This window comes from Mesorhizobium sp. B2-3-10 (genome assembly GCF_006442275.1).
GTDB classification, from domain to species: Bacteria; Pseudomonadota; Alphaproteobacteria; order Rhizobiales; family Rhizobiaceae; genus Mesorhizobium; species Mesorhizobium australicum.
In genome coordinates, this window is the sequence record NZ_VFVT01000003.1 from 264,166 (window position 1) to 281,073 (window position 16,908).

Genomic DNA, 16,908 nt, shown 5'->3' on the forward strand with positions numbered 1-16,908 from the left:
GTGTCAGGTCAGGTAATTCAACAGGCTGAGCTGCTGCAGGCGCGCCGTCAGGGCGAAAGACGTCTCGATATGCTGCGTCAGATTGGCGACGCGGGTCGCCGCTTCCGCCGGATCGACTGCCTCGAGATCCAGAATGTGGCGTTCGAACAGGTCGATCTGCGTCTTCATGCGGTCGCTGGCATCGGAGACGCGCTTCTGCACGATGCCGGTCTGGGATTGGACCTGCGCGATGCCGCTCAGCGCCTCGCCGACCAATTTCTGCGAGTGGTCGATGATGGTGTCCTTCGCCGCCTGGCTGATGTTGGTGGACATCAGGCTGGAGACCAAGGCCGCCGCCATGGCGAGCTTCCTGATGCCGTCGCTGTTGGCCCCGGTCGAGGTCTCGGTGGTTTCGTTGAGCGCGATGCGGCTGACGATCTGCTGGTCGGTCGCATTCGACATGTTGGTCTGCCAGCCCGCGCCGAGGAACTGGGGCGTGACATCGTTGGTGATGAAATCGTCCATCTGGGCCGCGGTGATGTTGGCCGCGGCCGGGTCACTGGGCGGGAAGCCGAACTTGGCGACGAAGGAGGCGTCAAAGGCAGCCTTGGCGGGAGAGCCGGCGGCGGTGAAATCGTTGATCGGCTTGACGTCGGTGTTGGTGCCAGCGAACAAATATTCGCCGTTGACGCTGGTGTTGAGGATCGACGTAAGCTGCTGGATCGTTGTCTGGCCGGTCGATTGGGTCAGGCTGTCGGAGTTGTCGCCCGACGACGCGGTGGTCAGGCTGGACAGGAAAGTCTGCGCGACGCTGGAGAGCTGGCCGAGCGAGGTCTGGGTGGATGAGAGCCGGGCGGCCACCAGTCCGTTGGAATCGACAACGACGTTGAGCCGGTCGAGGTCGCGCGAAAAGGTGACGGACTGGGCGGTACGCCCACCAAGTGCCAGACCGACATCGGCGACCTTGCCGGTCGAGGACTCTTTCGTGGCTTTGACGAGATCGGCCTGCATGCGCATCTGCTGATAGCGCATGGCATTCGTAAGGGCAGCAGAGGAGACAAAGGTCATGGCTTATCCCACCGCGCTCAACAGCGCCGTCATCATGTCGTCGATGGTCTTCATCATCCGGGCGGATGCCTGATAGGTGTGCTCGAGATCGAGCATCAGCGACATTTCCTGATCGACATTGACGCCCGTTGCGTTGGACAAGGCATCGGCACTGCGCTGTGCCAGGGCTTCCTTGGCGTCGGCGGCGGTCGAAGCCTGCTGACGAACGCCCTGCAACCAGCCGATCGAATTGGCGGCGTAGTCGGCAACGCTGGAGGTTGCCGAAATCCCGGCCAAGGGATCGAACGTCATCGGCTTGTCGAGCTGGTCGCCATAGGCGACCAGAAGGTTGGAGTATGAAGCCCCGCCAGTGGTGTTGGCGACGTAGGCGACGCCATTGGCCCCCCCATCGCGCAGCAATGTCGGGTTGCCGCCGGTGCTGGGATCCATCGCGGCATTGATCTTGATCGTTCCAGCAAGGCCGTCGACGAGCGTGCCCGCGGCTGGCACCGCCGGTGCGCCCGACCAGGTGAACAGGCCCGCCGCGTTGGGCATCGACGGTGCCGTTTCGGCAAAGGCGGTGATCAGGCCGCGCGCGGTTTCGTCGAGCTGGCTCTGCATGGTCGAGGCGACGCCGTCGCGCAATTGCAGCAGGCCGGCAATGGTGCCGCTGGCGGTGGTGTTGCCGCCGCTGCCCGCCGAGACCGGTACGTTGTCGATATAGACCGTGTTGCCGGCCGCACCCGCGGCGTACCCCGAAGACGGGGCGAAGCTGACGGTGCGTGGGATCGTCTCGAACAATGTCGTGCCGTCACCCGTGGTGATGACCATGTCGTTGTCGCCACGCGTGAAGGTCGACACCGGAATGTAATTGGCGATCTTCTTCAACAATGCGTCGCGTTGGTCGAGCGCATCGGAAACGTCGGTGCCTGAACGGGTTCCGGACATGACCGCGGTGTTGGCATCCTGGAACTGGTTGAGCAGCGAGTTGAGATCCTTGACGGCGGTATCGATCTGGCCGTCGGTTTGGGTACGAAAATCCTGAATGGCCTTGGAGCCTTCATTCAGGGACCGCACGACCTGTTTGGCCGCGTCGATGACGCTCGAGCCAAGATTCTGGTTGGACGGTGAGGTGGCGTACAGCTGCAGCGCCTGCTGCAGATTGCCGATCGCTGTCGAAGGCGAGGAGGCGTTGTCGACGCCATTCACCGAGACGTCGAGCTGATCCATGCCGTTGTAGAGCGCGCTCTGGCCGGCATAGGCGGACAGAGCGCTGAGGTTCTGGCGAAACAGCAGGTCGTTGGCCGCACGCTGGACATCAACCGAACGCGCGCCGGGCGTCGTGCTGGTGACCAGCGCGATGCGGCGCGAATAGTTCGGATTGTCGGCGTCTACCACGTTGCGCGTGACGACGCTTGTCTGCCGCGAGGTGGCCAGAAGCGCCGATTGGGCGATGCTCAGTGCGGAGGAAAGCGACATGCTGGTCTTTCACGGGCGAAGCCCGGTTTATCTCTTCAGGTTGACAAGGACGTCCATCAGGTCGGAACCGGTCTGGAAGACTTTGGAATTGGCGGTGTAGCTGCGCTGGGCCGCGATCATGTCGGTCAATTCCTCCGCGATATCGACGTTGGAATTTTCGAGCGCGCCCGAGATGATCGAACCGGCCTTGCCTTCGTTGGCAAAGCCGACACGGACCGCACCGGAGTCGGTGCCTTGCGCGTAGACATTGCCAGGCAGCGCCTTGAGCTGGTCAGGGCTCTGCACGTCGGCCAGCGGAATTTTGTAGAGCGGCTTGGAGGTGCCGTCCTTGTACTGGGCGTAGATGGTGCCGTCCTTGCTGATCTGCACCTTGTCGATGGTGCTCGGCGCGTTGCCGTTCACCTGGGCGTCGGTGACGGTGAAGCCGGTGCCGAGCTGGGTCAGCTTCGACAGGTCGAGGGCAAGGCTGGCGCCGCCCGGTACGGTGAATGAAATGCCGGTCGGGGTGCCGGTGAGCTTCCCGGTGGTGGTATCGAAGGTCAGGTTGGCCGTGCCCAGGGCGCCGCCGGCAGCGTAGGGGAAGCCAGTTCCGGCTGTCGCCTTCGACTGGTCGAAGACCGCCACCTGCCAGGTGCCGGCGCCGGTGTTGGTGAAATAGACGTCAAGCAACTTCTTGTTGCCGAGATTGTCATAGGCGACCATCGACGATTTCGAAGTATACTGCGCTCCCGCCGAGTTCGTGCTGGGCAGGTTGACGGCAGCGACCGGTGTCGCACCTGCCGGCAGATTGCCGCTGAAATTGCCTTGGGTGCTCGGCGTCGCGGTCAGTCCCTGGTCGGAGATGACAACCGGCTCGAGACCTTCGAAGCCGTTCACCGTGGCCGCCGGCGTGCCATTGGCGTAGCTGTAGGCCATCAGCTGGAAACCGGCGGCATTGACCAGCCGGCCCTGTGCGTCGGGGACGAAGGCGCCGGCGCGGGTCAGGAAAGGCGTGCCGCTTGGATCCTGGACGACGAAGAAACCATCGCCGCTGACGGCAAGGTCGGAGACCGAGGTCGTGTATTGAAGCACGCCCGGATCGCTGACCGCCTGGCGGATCGTGGTGGTGACGCCGCCGGAATTATAGGCGCCACCGGTCGACGGCATGATCAATGTCGAAAATTCGGCCGAGGACCGCTTGTAGCCGGTGGTATCGGAGTTGGCGATGTTGTCGGCTGTCGTCGACAGGCGGTTCGCCTGGGCGTTCATGCCCGAAACGCCGGTCCGCATCATTCCGTAGAGGCTCATCGAGATGTCTCCGCAATATCCATGCCACTGGCTTCGAGGCTACGCGTCCTGTCTTGCGCGAGGCTGGCGCGGTGCCGCATCAGAACACGAGCCGGTAGCCGAGGAAGCGCTTGGAATCGATCGGGTCGGTGCCCAGCTTCTCGCGCAGTTTCTTGCGCAACTTGCTGATGTGGCTTTCCACCACGTTCTCTTCGACCTCTTCGTCGAAGATGCCGTAAATGGCATTGAACACCTGGGTCTTGGTGACGCGGCGGCCACGGTTGCTCGCCAGATATTCCAGGATACGGCGCTCGCGGCGCGGTAAGGGCAGCGGCTGCCCGTCGATCTCGGGATCGCGGCCGTCCATGAAGATGCGCATGGCGCCGATCTCGGTATAGGCGACGTCCTCGCTGGCGCGGCGGCGGATGGCGGTGATGCGGGCCAGGATTTCGCGGATGTGCACCGGCTTGCGGATGACGTCATCGACGCCGCTCTCGAACAACCGCAGCGTGTTTTCCAGCGAATGCTGCTCGCTGAGCGCAATGACCGGAGCTCCGGTGCGGTCGCGGATCTGGCGCGGCGAGATCGCGCCGTCGCGACAGTCGCCGATCAGGAAGGCCCGCACCGATCGCAGATCGGTGTCGGCGGCCGAGTTGACCCACTCGCCGAACTCGCCCGGCGCGAAACCGGCGCAGGCGATCCCCTCGCGGTCGAAAAGTGAATTGTAGCCCTCTGTCACGAGCTCTCGCTCGTCAACGATAACGATCATCGGCCCCGCCTCCGAATCAGCACATTTGCCCCGTGGGGAAAGGCGTATCCGCTGGCGGGAATCCTGAACAACCGTCATTTCTTGTAACTAGTTTCTTGGGAGTCCGGAATCGTATCGGTTGCATTAGCGTGCAGCCAGATATGCTTGGGGCCCAAGTCTCGGCCAAGTCGAATCGATCGCTTCGCAGCCACGGGACTGATGTATTAGAAGTGGAAAATGCGCTTACGGGTTGCAGAAGGCGCGTGCGTTCGTGGTCCATTTGCCGAAGCCGGTGGCCACCATGTTGGCGATCACCCTGCAGATATAGACCTTCTGCGCCGGGTCGTTGTCGGGTCCGGCATGATAGCGGGCGACGGCCATGGACCAGGTCTCATGGCGGGCATGGAGGCTGGCCAGGAACCGTGCCGCGTAGTCGACGTTCTGGCGCGGGTCGAGCATGTCCTCGACGCTGCGGAAATGCGAGGCATGGTAGTGATGGTTGATCTGCATGCAGCCGAGATCGATCAGCGTCTTGCCCTCGCGCCGGGCGTTGGCGAAGGCGGCAAGCGCTTCGTCCCGGTTTCTCGGGAAGACTGCTTTTCCTTCTATATTCAAGGCGTTGGGTTGAAGGCTGCCCTTGTTTCCGGTTTCCGTCAACCCGACGGCATAGAGGATGCCGGCAGGCACGCCATAGCGGTCGGCGGCACGCAGGATCTCGGGTTCGCAAGGATTGGTGGCGGCGCCTGCGCTGCTCGCGAGGCTAGATAAAAACACCGCCGCCAGCGCGCTCGCGAGAAGGCGAAGCGGCGCGGCCATGTGCTTGCGCTTCATCATGATTACCCCTTGCGGATTGCTGACCTGACTGCTGGCCGCCGGTTCCACTGTTGCCGCCGCCGGAATTTCCGGGCTGGAAGGATGACGGATCGCGGCCGGGTGCAGCGCTCACGGAGGCGGTTGCATCCGTGCGGGTTGTAGAGGGAATTGCTACCGAAGGTTGCAGGATGGTGACCTTGTCAACCTCGAAGCCCAGCCCGCGCAGCGACTTGACGATCGCCTCGCTGTCACTGGAAAGCCGGCGATAGGCATCGTGTGTTTCGGGCTTCAATTCAATCGACAGTTGTTCTCCGGAGAGCCGAAGATGGGCCGTCACCATGCCCAGTTCGGCCGGGTGAAGTTCGATCTTCAACACATGTGTCGGAACGGCAACAGAGCCTGTCAGCTGAGCGGTCGCGGAGGCCGTGGAAAGCGCCTGGTTCGGACCGCCATCGGCTGAAATGGCGCCGATCACGTTGAGGGCTGCCTGGCTTATCGGTGCCTGCGGCGGGGCGGGGAAGCTGCGCTCGGAAACGACGTCGATGCGTGCCGCCGCCGACTGCTGTTTTCCCGGCTCGGACCGCAACGCGGACTGGAGATCGGCGATCGATTTCAACTGCGGCGCCGCCTGCTTCGTCTCCACGCCCGGAACGTCCGCAGGCGCCTCGGGCAAGGGGCCGGCCGTGACCGTACTGTCATGTTTAGGGGCGCCGGCGGCATCGCGAATGAGCCGGCCGTCGAGTTTCGTCAACGGTCCGTCGACCAGCGATACCCGCTCGGGCTTGGCCATGGGTTCGAGACCGTCACGCCCGGCGGCGGATTTCTGCCGGTGGGCCTTCGGCGGAAGCTGTCCAACGACCGCGGCGTCCTGTCCCGTTCCGGCCGCGCTCTGGTCGGCCGTTTTGGTCGATGTCGAGAAATGGCGCAGGTCATGAAACGCCATCAGCAGCGCTAGATGCTCGTCGAGTGGCGTCGCGCCCGATTCGGCGGCCGGCGCGTCGGCATCGGCATCCTTGTCCGTCCCGGCGTCCTTGCCGTCCTTCATGGATTTCGCGGCAGACGATCCGCTCGGCGTGGTCCTTGCCTTGCCGGCGGGCCTAGGCTCGTCCTCGCCTGCCTTTGCCGCGAGCTCCGCGGCAAGCTTGCTCCACCGCGGATCGCGGGAGCCTGGCTCGGCCGGTGGCTGCTTCTCCGAATGGGCAGGGCTTGCGCCGCCGTGCACCATCCCTCCGAACCCGGTGTCGTCCTTCTTTCCGGACGCGGCCGGCTGCTCGGCCGTGCGCGCGGCGGTAAATCCGGGCAGGGCCGGGCCGAGGCTGGGGGTCATTTCGGGGCGGCTCCAAGCATCTGGTCGATCAGGTCTAGCTGTCGACGGGTTTTCGTCATGGCGGCGTCGGTCGGGTCTGTCGTGTCGGCGCTGGCCGCGACCGCCGGGGCCGATGCCGGCAGGACGGTTGCCGCGTCGGTTGCCGGCGCGGATGTGTTCGGCGCAGCGGGCGCAGCGGGCGCAGCGGCCAGGGGCGCCAAGGCCGGCTTCTCGGACACGGCACCCTCGACGGGTGGCAATCCGGCGGCATCCGTGGTCGATGCGGCCGCAATTTCGGGTTCGGGCGATGGTACGACCGGCGCGGGCGCCGGATTTGCGACCGGAAGGGAAGCAGGCGGCGCCACCACTTCGCCGGCGATCGCCTGGGCCGCGTCGAGCAAGGCCCGGTCGCCGTCCGATAATTTGCTGCGGTCGATCTTGCCAAGTTTGGTGCGCACGTCCTCGATCGTATCGGAGGTCACCGTGGACAGGCTGGAATAGAGCAGGGCGCGCGGATCGTCCTGATTGGTGTTGCCGTCGCGACCCTGTTCGGCCCGCGCCGAGGCGAAAGCCGACAAGTCACTCATGCCGTCAATCGCGGCGCGGCGCGCGATACGCAGATAGATCACCTTCTCGCGCTCGGGGTCCATCATCGAGGTGATGTCGGCCAGCTTGTCCTGGCTGATCGACATATGCAGTGCAATGACGCCGGAGACGAAGGAGTCGGCGAACTGGCTGGCGTAAGGCGAATAGAGGTAGCGCTCGACATATTGGGTGGAGGCAAGCGCGAACCGCGCCGCGTCGCCCTGCGTCACGGCAATGCCGACCGAGCGCCGCAAGGCCGCTTCCTCGACCAGAGTGCCGGGGCTGAGCAGCTTGGCCTCATCGAGCAGCGTGAGTGCGGCCGCCGGCTGATCCGTGGCAAGCAATGACCCTTTGACCAAAGCGAGGAACGCGCCGAGGTCGCCTGGCAGGGTCATCGGGTTGATCGGCCTCAGGGCTTCGATCGCCTCGCCTGGCCGGCCGTTCAGATAGTCGATCACCCCTTTGGCCATGGCAAGGTTCCGCGGATCGGAGGCGGCGCGCGACACGGCCGCCTCGACGGTCACCGGATTGCCGCCGCTCATGCCGTAGACCAGCAACGCGCGAAAATTCTTGGGATCCTTGAAATCCTCGGCGTCCGCCGCGCGCAAACGCGCATCGGTCATCTCGAGCAGCTTGGCCTGCATCGGCATCGCGGCATGATCGCCGGCCGCGATGCGGTCCTGAACGAGCTGCAGCGAGCGGACCAGCTGATAAGGCTGCAGCGTGTCCTGGGCGAGGCCCGCAGACGGACAAGCCGCGGCCAGCAGCAACAGGCCTATCATGCGGCTGGTGAGCGCCGCCCGTTTCATCCGCCGGTTGCCATCAGGATCTCGATGCGGCGGTTGGCCGCCGACAGCGGATCAGCCGCATCCTTGGGCTGGCGATCGGCGAAGCCGGCAACCTCGGTGATGCGGCGTTCATCGACGCCGCCACGCACGAGCATGTAATAGGCCGAGTGCGCGCGCGCCGTCGACAGCCGCCAATTGTCGTAGCTGGCATCGCGGAAGGGACGCGCATCGGTGTGACCGTTGATGCTGATGGTGCCTTTCTGGCCGTTGACGATGCGGCCGATCTTTTCCATCGCCAGTACCAGTTCGCGGCTCGGCACCGCCGAGCCGACCTCGAACATGCCGAAGTCGAGCTGATCGGTGATGGAGATGACGACACCCTTGTCGGTGGCTTCCACCGAGACGCCGTCATGCAGCTTGTCGCCGGGCTTGAAGGCATCGGCTAGCTGCTGCTTGACGTCGGCAGCCGCCTTGCTCGCCGCGGCGGTCGGAGCCTTGTCCGCCGCCTCGGATTGTGTGGACTCCTGCATCGCAGCGGTCGTGCCCGCCTTGGCCATGTCCGCGGCCTTGCTGTCTCCAGCCTCGGCCTTGGTATCGCCGGCCTTGGCATCAGCAGTCTTGACCATTGTCGCCGCGGCGTCCTTGCCATCCCCGGCCAGGGGCTCCAGTGGCGCATCCTTGATCGGCGGCGCCGGCGGCACGGCCTTGACCTTGGCGATTTGTGTCTCGGCAGCCTTGTCGCCGGGCTTGAGCGGATCGCCCTCGACCCTGGGGCGCTGGGCACTCGCCTCGGCGCCGGGCGCGGCGACCTGCTGCGACCAGAAGTCCGGCTCGAAAGGATCGCGGTAGGACGCGCCCCCCGAGGCGCCCGTCGCCGGGCCGGAACTCTGCGCGCCGCCATCGCCCTTCTGGCTGACATTCTGCATGACGCCGGTATCCGTGGCGATCTCCGAAAGCACCGCATAGGGGTCGGCGAAAAGATGCTCGTCGGACTGTTGGGACTGCTGCGGCTCCTGCTTGTCCTGTTTGCGATTGGACGAGCCCGCGGCGCCGGTGCCGTCCTGTCCAGCCTTGGTGGTCGCTTCCTGCGGGTCTTCGGCCGTCGGCCCGGCCGTGCGCGGTCCATTGCCGAGATCCTTAAGGCCCTTGCGGCTCGATTCGCGGTCGACCAGCTTGACGGGGTTGAAATAGCTGGCGACGGCCGTCTTGGTCTGTTCGTTGGCGGCATTGATCAGCCACATGACCAGGAAGAAGCACATCATGGCGGTCATGAAGTCGGCGAAGGCGATCTTCCAGACGCCGCCATGATGACCTTCGTCGTGGTCGTCATGGCCGCGCCGCACGATTATGATCTCGTGCCTGCCATGATCGGCTTCGGCGACGCTCATGACAGGACCTCGGACAGGGTTGCCGACCATTCGGCCATGCGCGTCTCGAACACGGCCTCTTCGATGGTGACCATCAGGTCGAAGCCGGGCGCCTCGATGAAGTCGAGGTTTGCGGCGCGTGACCCAAGCGACGCCTTCAGCGTTTCGAACAGCGAGAGCGGCCCGCGAACGGCGATGCGCACCGCTTCGCCATCGCCAACGGCTTCGCGGATCGCGCCGGCGAGCGCTTCGAGCGAGCGCTTCCGCAGATCGTCGCTGACAACGCCGCCGATGATGCGGGCGACCGTGGCGGCGACAAGATCCGTCACGCGCGCCTCCATGGCGTCGATGCGCGACGAGACCGCCTTGCCGACATCGCCGCCGAAACTGTCGAGAAAGGCCTTTGCTTCCTCGGCATTTGCCTGGCGTTCCGCTTGCAGCGCTGCTTCATGGGCCGCGGCAAGCCGTTCGCCGAGCGCCGCCTCCGCCTGGGCAACGGCTTCGGCGATCAGCGTGCCGATATCGGCCGTCGGTGCTGCCGCCTCGGGCTTGTGCTCGGCGGTGGCCTGCGGCTGGCTGGCGCGTTGCGCGCGCGTGCCGAAATCCGGGAGAAGATCAAAGAGGGCTGCGGAGGGCATGGTCTACGCCGCGACTTCCTGGGCCGCCCATTTGCGCAGGATCTGCGCGGTGCGTTCCTCGTTGATGTCGACCATGCGGGCAAGCCGCTCCTGCGGAGCCGGCCTGATCTTCTGGCGCAGATCGTCGAGCGGGGTGGCGCCGGCACGCGTGCCGGGCAGAGCGCCAATGGCGGCACCCGCATCGGCCGAAGCGGCTGCCTCCGGGGTGGGCAGGGAGCGCTGGACCTCATCGAAATTGGGGCCTGCTATAGCGGGCGTCGCCTTTGCCGTCAGCGCGGCCGCCATCGGCCGCAGGCCGAAGAAGGCGACCAGGAACACCACCACGATGAAGGCGCCGGCATTGATCAGCGTGCCGGCATGCTGGCCGATGGAATCGAGCATTCCCGCCTGTGGCACCGCCTCGCCGTCCAGCCCGTCGATGAACTCGACCGCCGAGACGTCGATGACGTCGCCGCGCTTGTCGTCGAAGCCGGTGGCGGAGCTTACCATCTTCTGGATTTCGGCGACGCGCTTGGCGATCTGGTCCGGTGTCGCGTCCTTGCCCAGGATCGTCTTCAGCCGGTCCTGGTTGACGACGACGGCGATCGACATCTTGGTGACGCTGTAGCCATTGGAGACGGTGGCGATCTTCTTGGAGTTGATCTCGTAGTTGGTGATCTCCTCCTTGCGGTCGTTGGCCGAGGAGGTCTGCGGACCTTCGGTGCTGGTCGCCTGGGTCTCCGGCAGGTTCTGCTCGACGCTGGCCGGGGTCGAGGCCTGTTTCTGGTTGCTGTTCTCGTTGGCGCGCACCGATTGCACCGAGCGCTCGACACGGGACTCCGGATCGAAGATCGTCTCTTCGGTCTGGCGGGTGTCGGTGTTGACATCAGCTTTGACGCTGGCGCGGAAATTGTCGGGCCCGAGATAGGGCGTGAGCGCGCGGCGAATGTTGTCGCCGATCTGCGCCTCCACGGTCTGCTCGACGCCGAGCGTGCGAGCGGCACTGGTGTTGGATGGATCATCGCCCGCGGCCAGCAGATTGCCGTTGGAATCGAGCACCGTCACCTTGTCGGCCGACAGGCCAGGGACTGCGGCGGCGACGAGATGGCGGATCGACATGGCGCTCTTCTCCGCGTCGATGCCGGCGTAGCGGATGACGACCGACGCGGAGGGCTGCTGTTCGTCGCGACGAAAATTGGCGCGCTCGGACATGACGATGTGGACGCGCGCCGCCTTGATGCCCGATATCGACTGGATGGTGCGGGCGATCTCGCCTTCGAGCGCGCGCACCCGGGTGATCTGCTGCATGAAGGAGGTGAGGCCCATCGCGCCGACATTGTCGAATAATTCGTAGCCGGCATTGGCGCTGGTCGGCAGACCCTTTTCGGCAAGCAGCATGCGCGCCTGCGCCGTGGTGCCGGCCGGAACCAGCACGGAGGTTCCGTCGGCGCCGACGTCGAAGCCGATGCCGGCCTCGCCCAGCACCAGGCCGATCTGGTTCACGTCGGAGCGATCGAGCCCGACATAGAGCGTGTCGTAGGCCGGGCGGTTGAGGTAAACCGAGGCAATGCCGATGACGCCCATCACCAAGACGGCGATGCCCGCCAGCATGGCCAGGCGCCTGACACCAAAGCCGCGGAGATTCGAGATGATGCTCTGGATCTGTTCCGGCACGATTGAGCGACTCCCAGCATGACTGTCCGCCGGAACACTAGCTCCCGAAGCTTGTGCGAAAATGAAATCGGGCCGCGCTTGCGGCGCGGCCCGTGAATTTCGAAGTATCCGTCAGCTAGGCCAAGGTTAGCCGTTCTTGAACAGCGACAGGATCGACTGCGAGGAGCTGTTGGCGATCGACAGCGACTGGATGCCGAGCTGCTGCTGGACCTGGAGCGCCTGGAGGCGGGTCGATTCCTTGTTCATGTCGGCATCGACGAGCTGGCCGACGCCGCGATCGATCGAGTCCATCAGGCTCTGCGTGAAGGTCTTCTGCAGGTCGATGGAGCTCTTGGCCGCACCGAGAATGGTGGCGGAGTCGGTCAACTGGCTCATGACCTTGTCGATCTTGCCGACCATCTGGGTGATGATGTCGTCGGTCACGCCAGCCGCGGTGATATCGAGATTGTAGGCGGAAACATTGTCGATCCTGGGAACCACCGCCCCGGCCGCGGTCTGGCCGGCGTTGTTGGCGGCAATGTCCGTGCCGCCGCCGGCGATTGCGGCCGCATAAGCGGTATCATACAGGTCCTGGGCCGCCGCCGTGGAATAGACCGAGGTCTGGCGGTCAAGCGTGCCCTGGTTCTTGACGGCGGTGGAGAGACCGGAATCGAACAGCTTGGTGCTCTCGACATCGATGTCGATCGTCCCGAGCGAGATGGCGCCCGACGATGAGCGATTGAAGGACGACACGATCTTGGCGTCGGCCTGGACGCCGTCATTGGCGGCGGCGACCTGCGTCGATGTCACCGAAAGATAATTCGAGCCCGAAAAGGTGGCGGCATCGGCAAAGGACTTCATCTGCGCCTGGAGCGCGGTGATTTCAGTCTGCGTCTTTGCCTTGGCGGCACCCGTCTGGCCAATGGTCGAAAGCAACTTGGTCTTGATCTTGCCGATCGTATCCAGCGCATTGTTCATGCCGGTATAGGCAGTGTCGACTTTCGAAGCGCCCAGGCCGAGCGCGTCCTGGACTGTCGACAGCGCCTGGTTGTCGGAGCGCATCGTCGTGGCGATCGACCAGTAGGCGGCGTTGTCGGAGGCCTCGGAGACCCTGTAGCCCGTGGAGATTCGGGACTGCGTTTGCTCGAGCGATTTGTTGGTGGCGTTAAGGCTTTGAAGTGCGGTCAACGCCGCGGCGTTCGTCATGATGCTCGCCAAGAAACTCGCTCCTTTTTCCAGACCGGTCTTTCTCAAACCGGCGTTGCCCTCGCGAGCCGCTCGACCCGCTCGTGGATTACCGTCACCCGATCGGGCCGATTCGGCAATCCGTTGTAAGTCATTGGTTAACCATGACTAGCGCGTTATGGTTAACGGCCTGTTAAAAGCCAGCTTTCGAGGGTTAAGAAACGAGGGTTGCGCGGGGCTGGAGCAAACGCAAAACGGGCCGCGCTTTTGGCGCGGCCCGTTTGCCTGGTTTGATCGGTCGAGAGGGATCAGCCGCGGAAGAGCGACAGGATCGACTGCGACGAGCCGTTGGCGATCGACAGCGCCTGGACGCCGAGCTGCTGCTGAACCTGCAGGGCCTGGAGGCGGGTCGATTCCTTGTTCATGTCGGCATCGACGAGCTGGCCGACGCCGCGATCGATGGAGTCCATCAGGCTCGAGGTGAAGGTCTTCTGCAGGTCGATGGAGCTCTTGGCGGCGCCGAGCTTGGTGGCAGCGTTGGTCATGCCCTTCAGCGCGGCATCGACGACGTTCATCATAGCCTGGATCTGGGTGTCGCTCGCAGCGGTGGTGCCCGAGAAGATCTTCAGGCTGGCGACCGAATAAGTGTCGGTGGCCCCCGCGGCAGCGCCCAGGGTCGGGTTCGAGGCCGCAGCCGCGACGCTGCCATCGGTGCCGAGGCGGTCGGCGTCGAGGATACCTTTCGTCACGCCCGTAGCGGTGCCGGCTTCATACAGCTTGATGCTTTCCACGTTGACGTCGATCGTCGAGATCGAAACCGCGCCGGTTGCGCTGCGGTTGAAGGCCGAAACGATCTTGACGTCGGCCGCGGTCGTGGCGGTGGCGCCGCTGTTGACCGAGAGCATGTTGGTGCCGGAGAAGGTGGCGCCATCGGCATAGGCCTTCAACTGATTCTGAAGAGCGGCGATTTCGACCTGGGTCTTTTCCTTGGAAGCGTCCGTCTGGCCGTAGGATGCGGTCAGCTTCTGCTGGATCTGGTTGATGGTCGTGATCGCGCTGTCCATGCCGGTGTAGGCGGTGTCGACCTTCGAGGCGCCGAGGCCGAGCGCGTCCGAAACGGTGGACATCGCCGAGTTGTCCGAGCGCATCGTGGTGGCGATCGACCAGTAGGCGGCGTTGTCCGACGCCTGGGAGACGCGATAACCCGTCGAGATGCGGGCCTGGGTGGTGTCGAGGTTCTTCTGGGTGGCGTTCAAGCTCTGCAGAGCGGTCAACGCCGAGGCGTTGGTCATGATACTGGCCATGGCTACTCGTACCTTGTTTTACAGGGTGTTTTTTGCATACCGGTTTGTCCGGTATGACGGAGCGGCATCATGCCAATGACCGTTGCGTTTGGGTCACCCGCCATCTGCGAGCGACTATGGCGGCGAGTCCCTACCAAACGACTAAACTGGACGGTTAATCGAAAATAATTCGGAGGAATTCGATGACGCGGCGCGCTGCCTCATTCCGCAGGCAGGCCATACCCGATGTCGAGCGCGCACGGTCAGGTGAAAGAGCGCACCAGGCTGCCGACGAGCAGGTTCCAGCCGTCGATCAGGACAAAGAACAGGATCTTGAACGGCAACGACACGACCGTGGGCGGCAGCATCATCATGCCCATCGCCATGGTGATGGTGGCCACGATCAAGTCGATGACCAGGAATGGCAGCACGATCAGGAAGCCGATCTCGAAGCCGCGCCGGATCTCGGAGATCATGAAGGCAGGCACCAGAATGCGCAGATCGACCGTCTCCTTCGCAACGACCTGGCCGCGTTCGCGGGCAAGGTCGGCGAAAAGGTCGAAATCCTTGTCGCGCACATTGTGCAGCATGAAGGTGCGGAACGGATCGGAAATCTTCTCGAAGGCCTCTGTCTGGCTGATCTGATTGTCCATCAACGGCTTGACGCCGGTATTCCACGCCTGATCGAAGGTCGGCGCCATGACATAAAAGGTCATGAACAGCGACAGCGAAATGAGGATGAGGTTCGCCGGCGTCGATTGCAGGCCAATGCCGGCACGCAGGATGGAGAAGGCGATGACGAAGCGGGTGAAGCTGGTCACCATGATCAGCAGCCCCGGCGCCACCGACAGCACGGTGAGCAGGCCGAACATCTGGATGATGTAGCCGACGGTGGCGCCATCGGCCTTGCCGATGCCGCCAAGGTCCAGTTGCTGGGCCGCCGCGACGGAGGTGGCGGCGCCAATCAGTGCCGCGGCAAGAAGGAATTTTCTCATTCGAGCAGCAATGTCCTGACGAGAACCTGTTTGACGTGCCCCTGACTGCGGATCGAGGCGCGTTCGTCGAGATCGGCCTTCAGATGCTGGTAGCCGCTGGCGCCTTCGATCTGGTGCATCTTGAGGGTACGCACGAAGGCCAGAAGATCCTGCTGGACGTCCTCCGCCATCGCCGGCGGCTGCGGAGCGTCGTAGACCACGGACACTTCCATCCTGATCCAAGTGTCCGCGGGCGAGGCAATGTTGGTGGTGATCGGCGCCAGCGCGACGAGCGTCGGCCCCGCGCCAGCTTGTTGAGCGGCTTCGGGCTGGGGTACCTTGCCCTCGTTTTCAGGCGCGACTGGCACCGACGATGGTGCGCCGACGCCCTTGAGATAACCGCCCGACATCCAGCCCATGCCGATGGCGGCGGCCGTCACCACGAGCAGCATGGCGCCCTGCACGGCAAGGGAAGGACCCTTGCGAGGCTGAATCTGATCGACATTGGCCATGGTGCCGCGCTCTCCAATGCCTAGAACGGAAGAACCTGGTCGAGGACCTGCTGGCCATAAGCCGGCTGCTGGACCTCGCTGACGCGGCCACGGCCGCCATAGGAGATGCGCGCCTCGGCGATGCGTTCATAGGAGATGGTGTTTTCCGCGCCGATGTCCGACGGGCGCACCATGCCGGCGATGGTGAGCACCCTGAGCTCGTAGTTGACGCGCACTTCCTGGGAACCCCTGATCATCAAATTGCCGTTGGGGAGGACCTCGGTGACGACGGCGGCGACGTTGAGCTCCAGGTTTTCAGAGCGCTTGATTTCGCCGTCGGCATTGGTTTCGGTGCTGGAACTCAAGCCGGCGTCACCCTTGCCGCTGGTGCTGTTGCCTTCCCATCCGAGCGTGACGTCATAGCCCAGCTTGCGTGCGGCGGTGCGGCTCCGGTCGTTCTGGTTCTTGAAGTTGGCCTTGTCGTTGAGCTTGATCCTGACGGTCAGGATGTCGCCTTCGCGCAGCGCCCTGGGATCGGTGAACAGCCGGCTCTGGCGGTCGTCCCACAAAGAGAACTTCTTGACCGGAGCGGCGGGCGGCTGAGGATAGCTGTAGGGTGCTGCCCCGTCGCCGCCGATGCCCGAACCGACCGGCGACAGCGATGGTTCCCTACCGATTTCCTTGAAATTGGTTGCGCAGCCGGACAAGGCTGCCGCCGCGGACAGGATGAGCATTCTGCGGATCATGACGGATCTACCCTTCGGGCTGCGCTGGCCATGATGCCGGTGAGCGTCGCCGCCGCCTTCTGGTCCATTTCGTTGAGGATGACACCCGCCTTGCGCGAATCGAGCTTCATCAGGATGGCCGCGGCGAGGTCCGCGTTGACGATCGCCAGGCGTTCGGCCGCGGCATCGGGCTTCATGCCGGCATAAATCTTGACGACACCGTCCTCGGCCCGGGCCAGAAACACCTCGCGCCGCTTCAACCAGGTTTCGTATTCGGCTTTTTTTGCGTCCAGCGCCTTCATGCGCTCGTCGATGCCTGCCTGCAGCTGTTTTAACTCCTCCGCCTGCAAGGCATAGCGGCGGTCGCGCGCGGCGTCGGCGATGTTGGAGCAGAAGCGCTCGATCTCGCTCTGGTCCGGCGCCTTTTCTCGTGTCAGTTGCTGCGGTGCGACCGCGGGCTGCGCTCCGGGCAGAATCTGACGAACGACATCCTCGCCGCGTGCGCCGCAGCTCGAAACGGACATGGCCGCGAGGACCGTGGCCGCGAACAAGATTGCGCTGGGAGGGCGTCCTTGATGGGATGAGAGGGAGGTGATCATCGG

General features: G+C 64.2%; 16 protein-coding genes. All 16 read right to left on the reverse strand.

The window, feature by feature from the left end:
* Positions 1–3: 3 nt before the first annotated feature.
* Entirely contained in the window at positions 4–1,047 is a 1,044-nt protein-coding gene (locus FJ943_RS10945) for a flagellar hook-associated family protein (protein ID WP_015315894.1), read from the reverse strand.
* Between the two features lie 3 nt (positions 1,048–1,050).
* Positions 1,051–2,505, reverse strand: coding sequence for a flagellar hook-associated protein FlgK (gene flgK, locus FJ943_RS10950; RefSeq protein ID WP_140721415.1), 1,455 nt, complete (start codon positions 2,503–2,505; stop codon positions 1,051–1,053).
* Between the two features lie 27 nt (positions 2,506–2,532).
* Positions 2,533–3,792, reverse strand: a complete 1,260-nt coding sequence (locus FJ943_RS10955; RefSeq protein WP_140721444.1) for a flagellar hook protein FlgE — start codon at positions 3,790–3,792, stop codon at positions 2,533–2,535.
* A 79-nt stretch (positions 3,793–3,871) separates the two neighbouring features.
* Positions 3,872–4,540, reverse strand: a complete 669-nt coding sequence (locus FJ943_RS10960) for a response regulator transcription factor (protein WP_015315897.1) — start codon at positions 4,538–4,540, stop codon at positions 3,872–3,874.
* Between the two features lie 222 nt (positions 4,541–4,762).
* Positions 4,763–5,350 (reverse strand): transglycosylase SLT domain-containing protein, encoded by a 588-nt coding sequence (locus FJ943_RS10965; RefSeq protein ID WP_181174543.1) that lies wholly within the window; start codon positions 5,348–5,350, stop codon positions 4,763–4,765.
* Positions 5,280–6,659 carry a flagellar hook-length control protein FliK gene (locus tag FJ943_RS10970; RefSeq protein WP_140721447.1) on the reverse strand — a complete coding sequence of 460 codons (1,380 nt, stop codon included), beginning with the start codon at positions 6,657–6,659 and terminating at the stop codon, positions 5,280–5,282. Before FJ943_RS10970 ends, FJ943_RS10965 begins: the two co-directional genes overlap by 71 nt.
* Positions 6,656–8,032 carry a chemotaxis protein MotC gene (locus FJ943_RS10975; RefSeq protein ID WP_140721450.1) on the reverse strand — a complete coding sequence of 459 codons (1,377 nt, stop codon included), beginning with the start codon at positions 8,030–8,032 and terminating at the stop codon, positions 6,656–6,658. The genes FJ943_RS10970 and FJ943_RS10975 overlap by 4 nt, the downstream gene beginning before the upstream one ends.
* Positions 8,029–9,399, reverse strand: a complete 1,371-nt coding sequence (locus tag FJ943_RS10980) for a MotB family protein (protein ID WP_140721453.1) — start codon at positions 9,397–9,399, stop codon at positions 8,029–8,031. The genes FJ943_RS10975 and FJ943_RS10980 overlap by 4 nt, the downstream gene beginning before the upstream one ends.
* Complete coding sequence (locus FJ943_RS10985; protein WP_140721456.1) at positions 9,396–10,016, reverse strand: hypothetical protein; 621 nt, start codon at positions 10,014–10,016, stop codon at positions 9,396–9,398. Before FJ943_RS10985 ends, FJ943_RS10980 begins: the two co-directional genes overlap by 4 nt.
* 3 nt (positions 10,017–10,019) lie before the next feature.
* A complete protein-coding gene (fliF, locus tag FJ943_RS10990; RefSeq protein WP_023781317.1) occupies positions 10,020–11,669 on the reverse strand; it encodes a flagellar basal-body MS-ring/collar protein FliF in 1,650 nt (549 codons plus the stop codon).
* Between the two features lie 126 nt (positions 11,670–11,795).
* Positions 11,796–12,866, reverse strand: a complete 1,071-nt coding sequence (locus tag FJ943_RS10995) for a flagellin (protein ID WP_140721459.1) — start codon at positions 12,864–12,866, stop codon at positions 11,796–11,798.
* Positions 12,867–13,141: 275 nt separating this feature from the next.
* Positions 13,142–14,137: a flagellin gene (locus FJ943_RS11000; protein ID WP_140721461.1), complete on the reverse strand. Its 996-nt coding sequence runs from the start codon at positions 14,135–14,137 to the stop codon at positions 13,142–13,144.
* Positions 14,138–14,379: 242 nt separating this feature from the next.
* Positions 14,380–15,111, reverse strand: coding sequence for a flagellar type III secretion system pore protein FliP (gene fliP, locus FJ943_RS11005; protein ID WP_015315906.1), 732 nt, complete (start codon positions 15,109–15,111; stop codon positions 14,380–14,382).
* Entirely contained in the window at positions 15,108–15,602 is a 495-nt protein-coding gene (locus FJ943_RS11010; RefSeq protein ID WP_015315907.1) for a flagellar basal body-associated FliL family protein, read from the reverse strand. Before FJ943_RS11010 ends, fliP begins: the two co-directional genes overlap by 4 nt.
* A 20-nt stretch (positions 15,603–15,622) precedes the next feature.
* The gene (gene flgH / locus FJ943_RS11015; protein WP_140713460.1) at positions 15,623–16,327 is read right to left on the reverse strand and encodes a flagellar basal body L-ring protein FlgH; all 705 of its coding nucleotides are present in this window, start codon (positions 16,325–16,327) and stop codon (positions 15,623–15,625) included.
* Positions 16,324–16,905, reverse strand: a complete 582-nt coding sequence (locus tag FJ943_RS11020) for a MotE family protein (RefSeq protein ID WP_083883185.1) — start codon at positions 16,903–16,905, stop codon at positions 16,324–16,326. The genes flgH and FJ943_RS11020 overlap by 4 nt, the downstream gene beginning before the upstream one ends.
* Positions 16,906–16,908 lie beyond the last annotated feature (3 nt).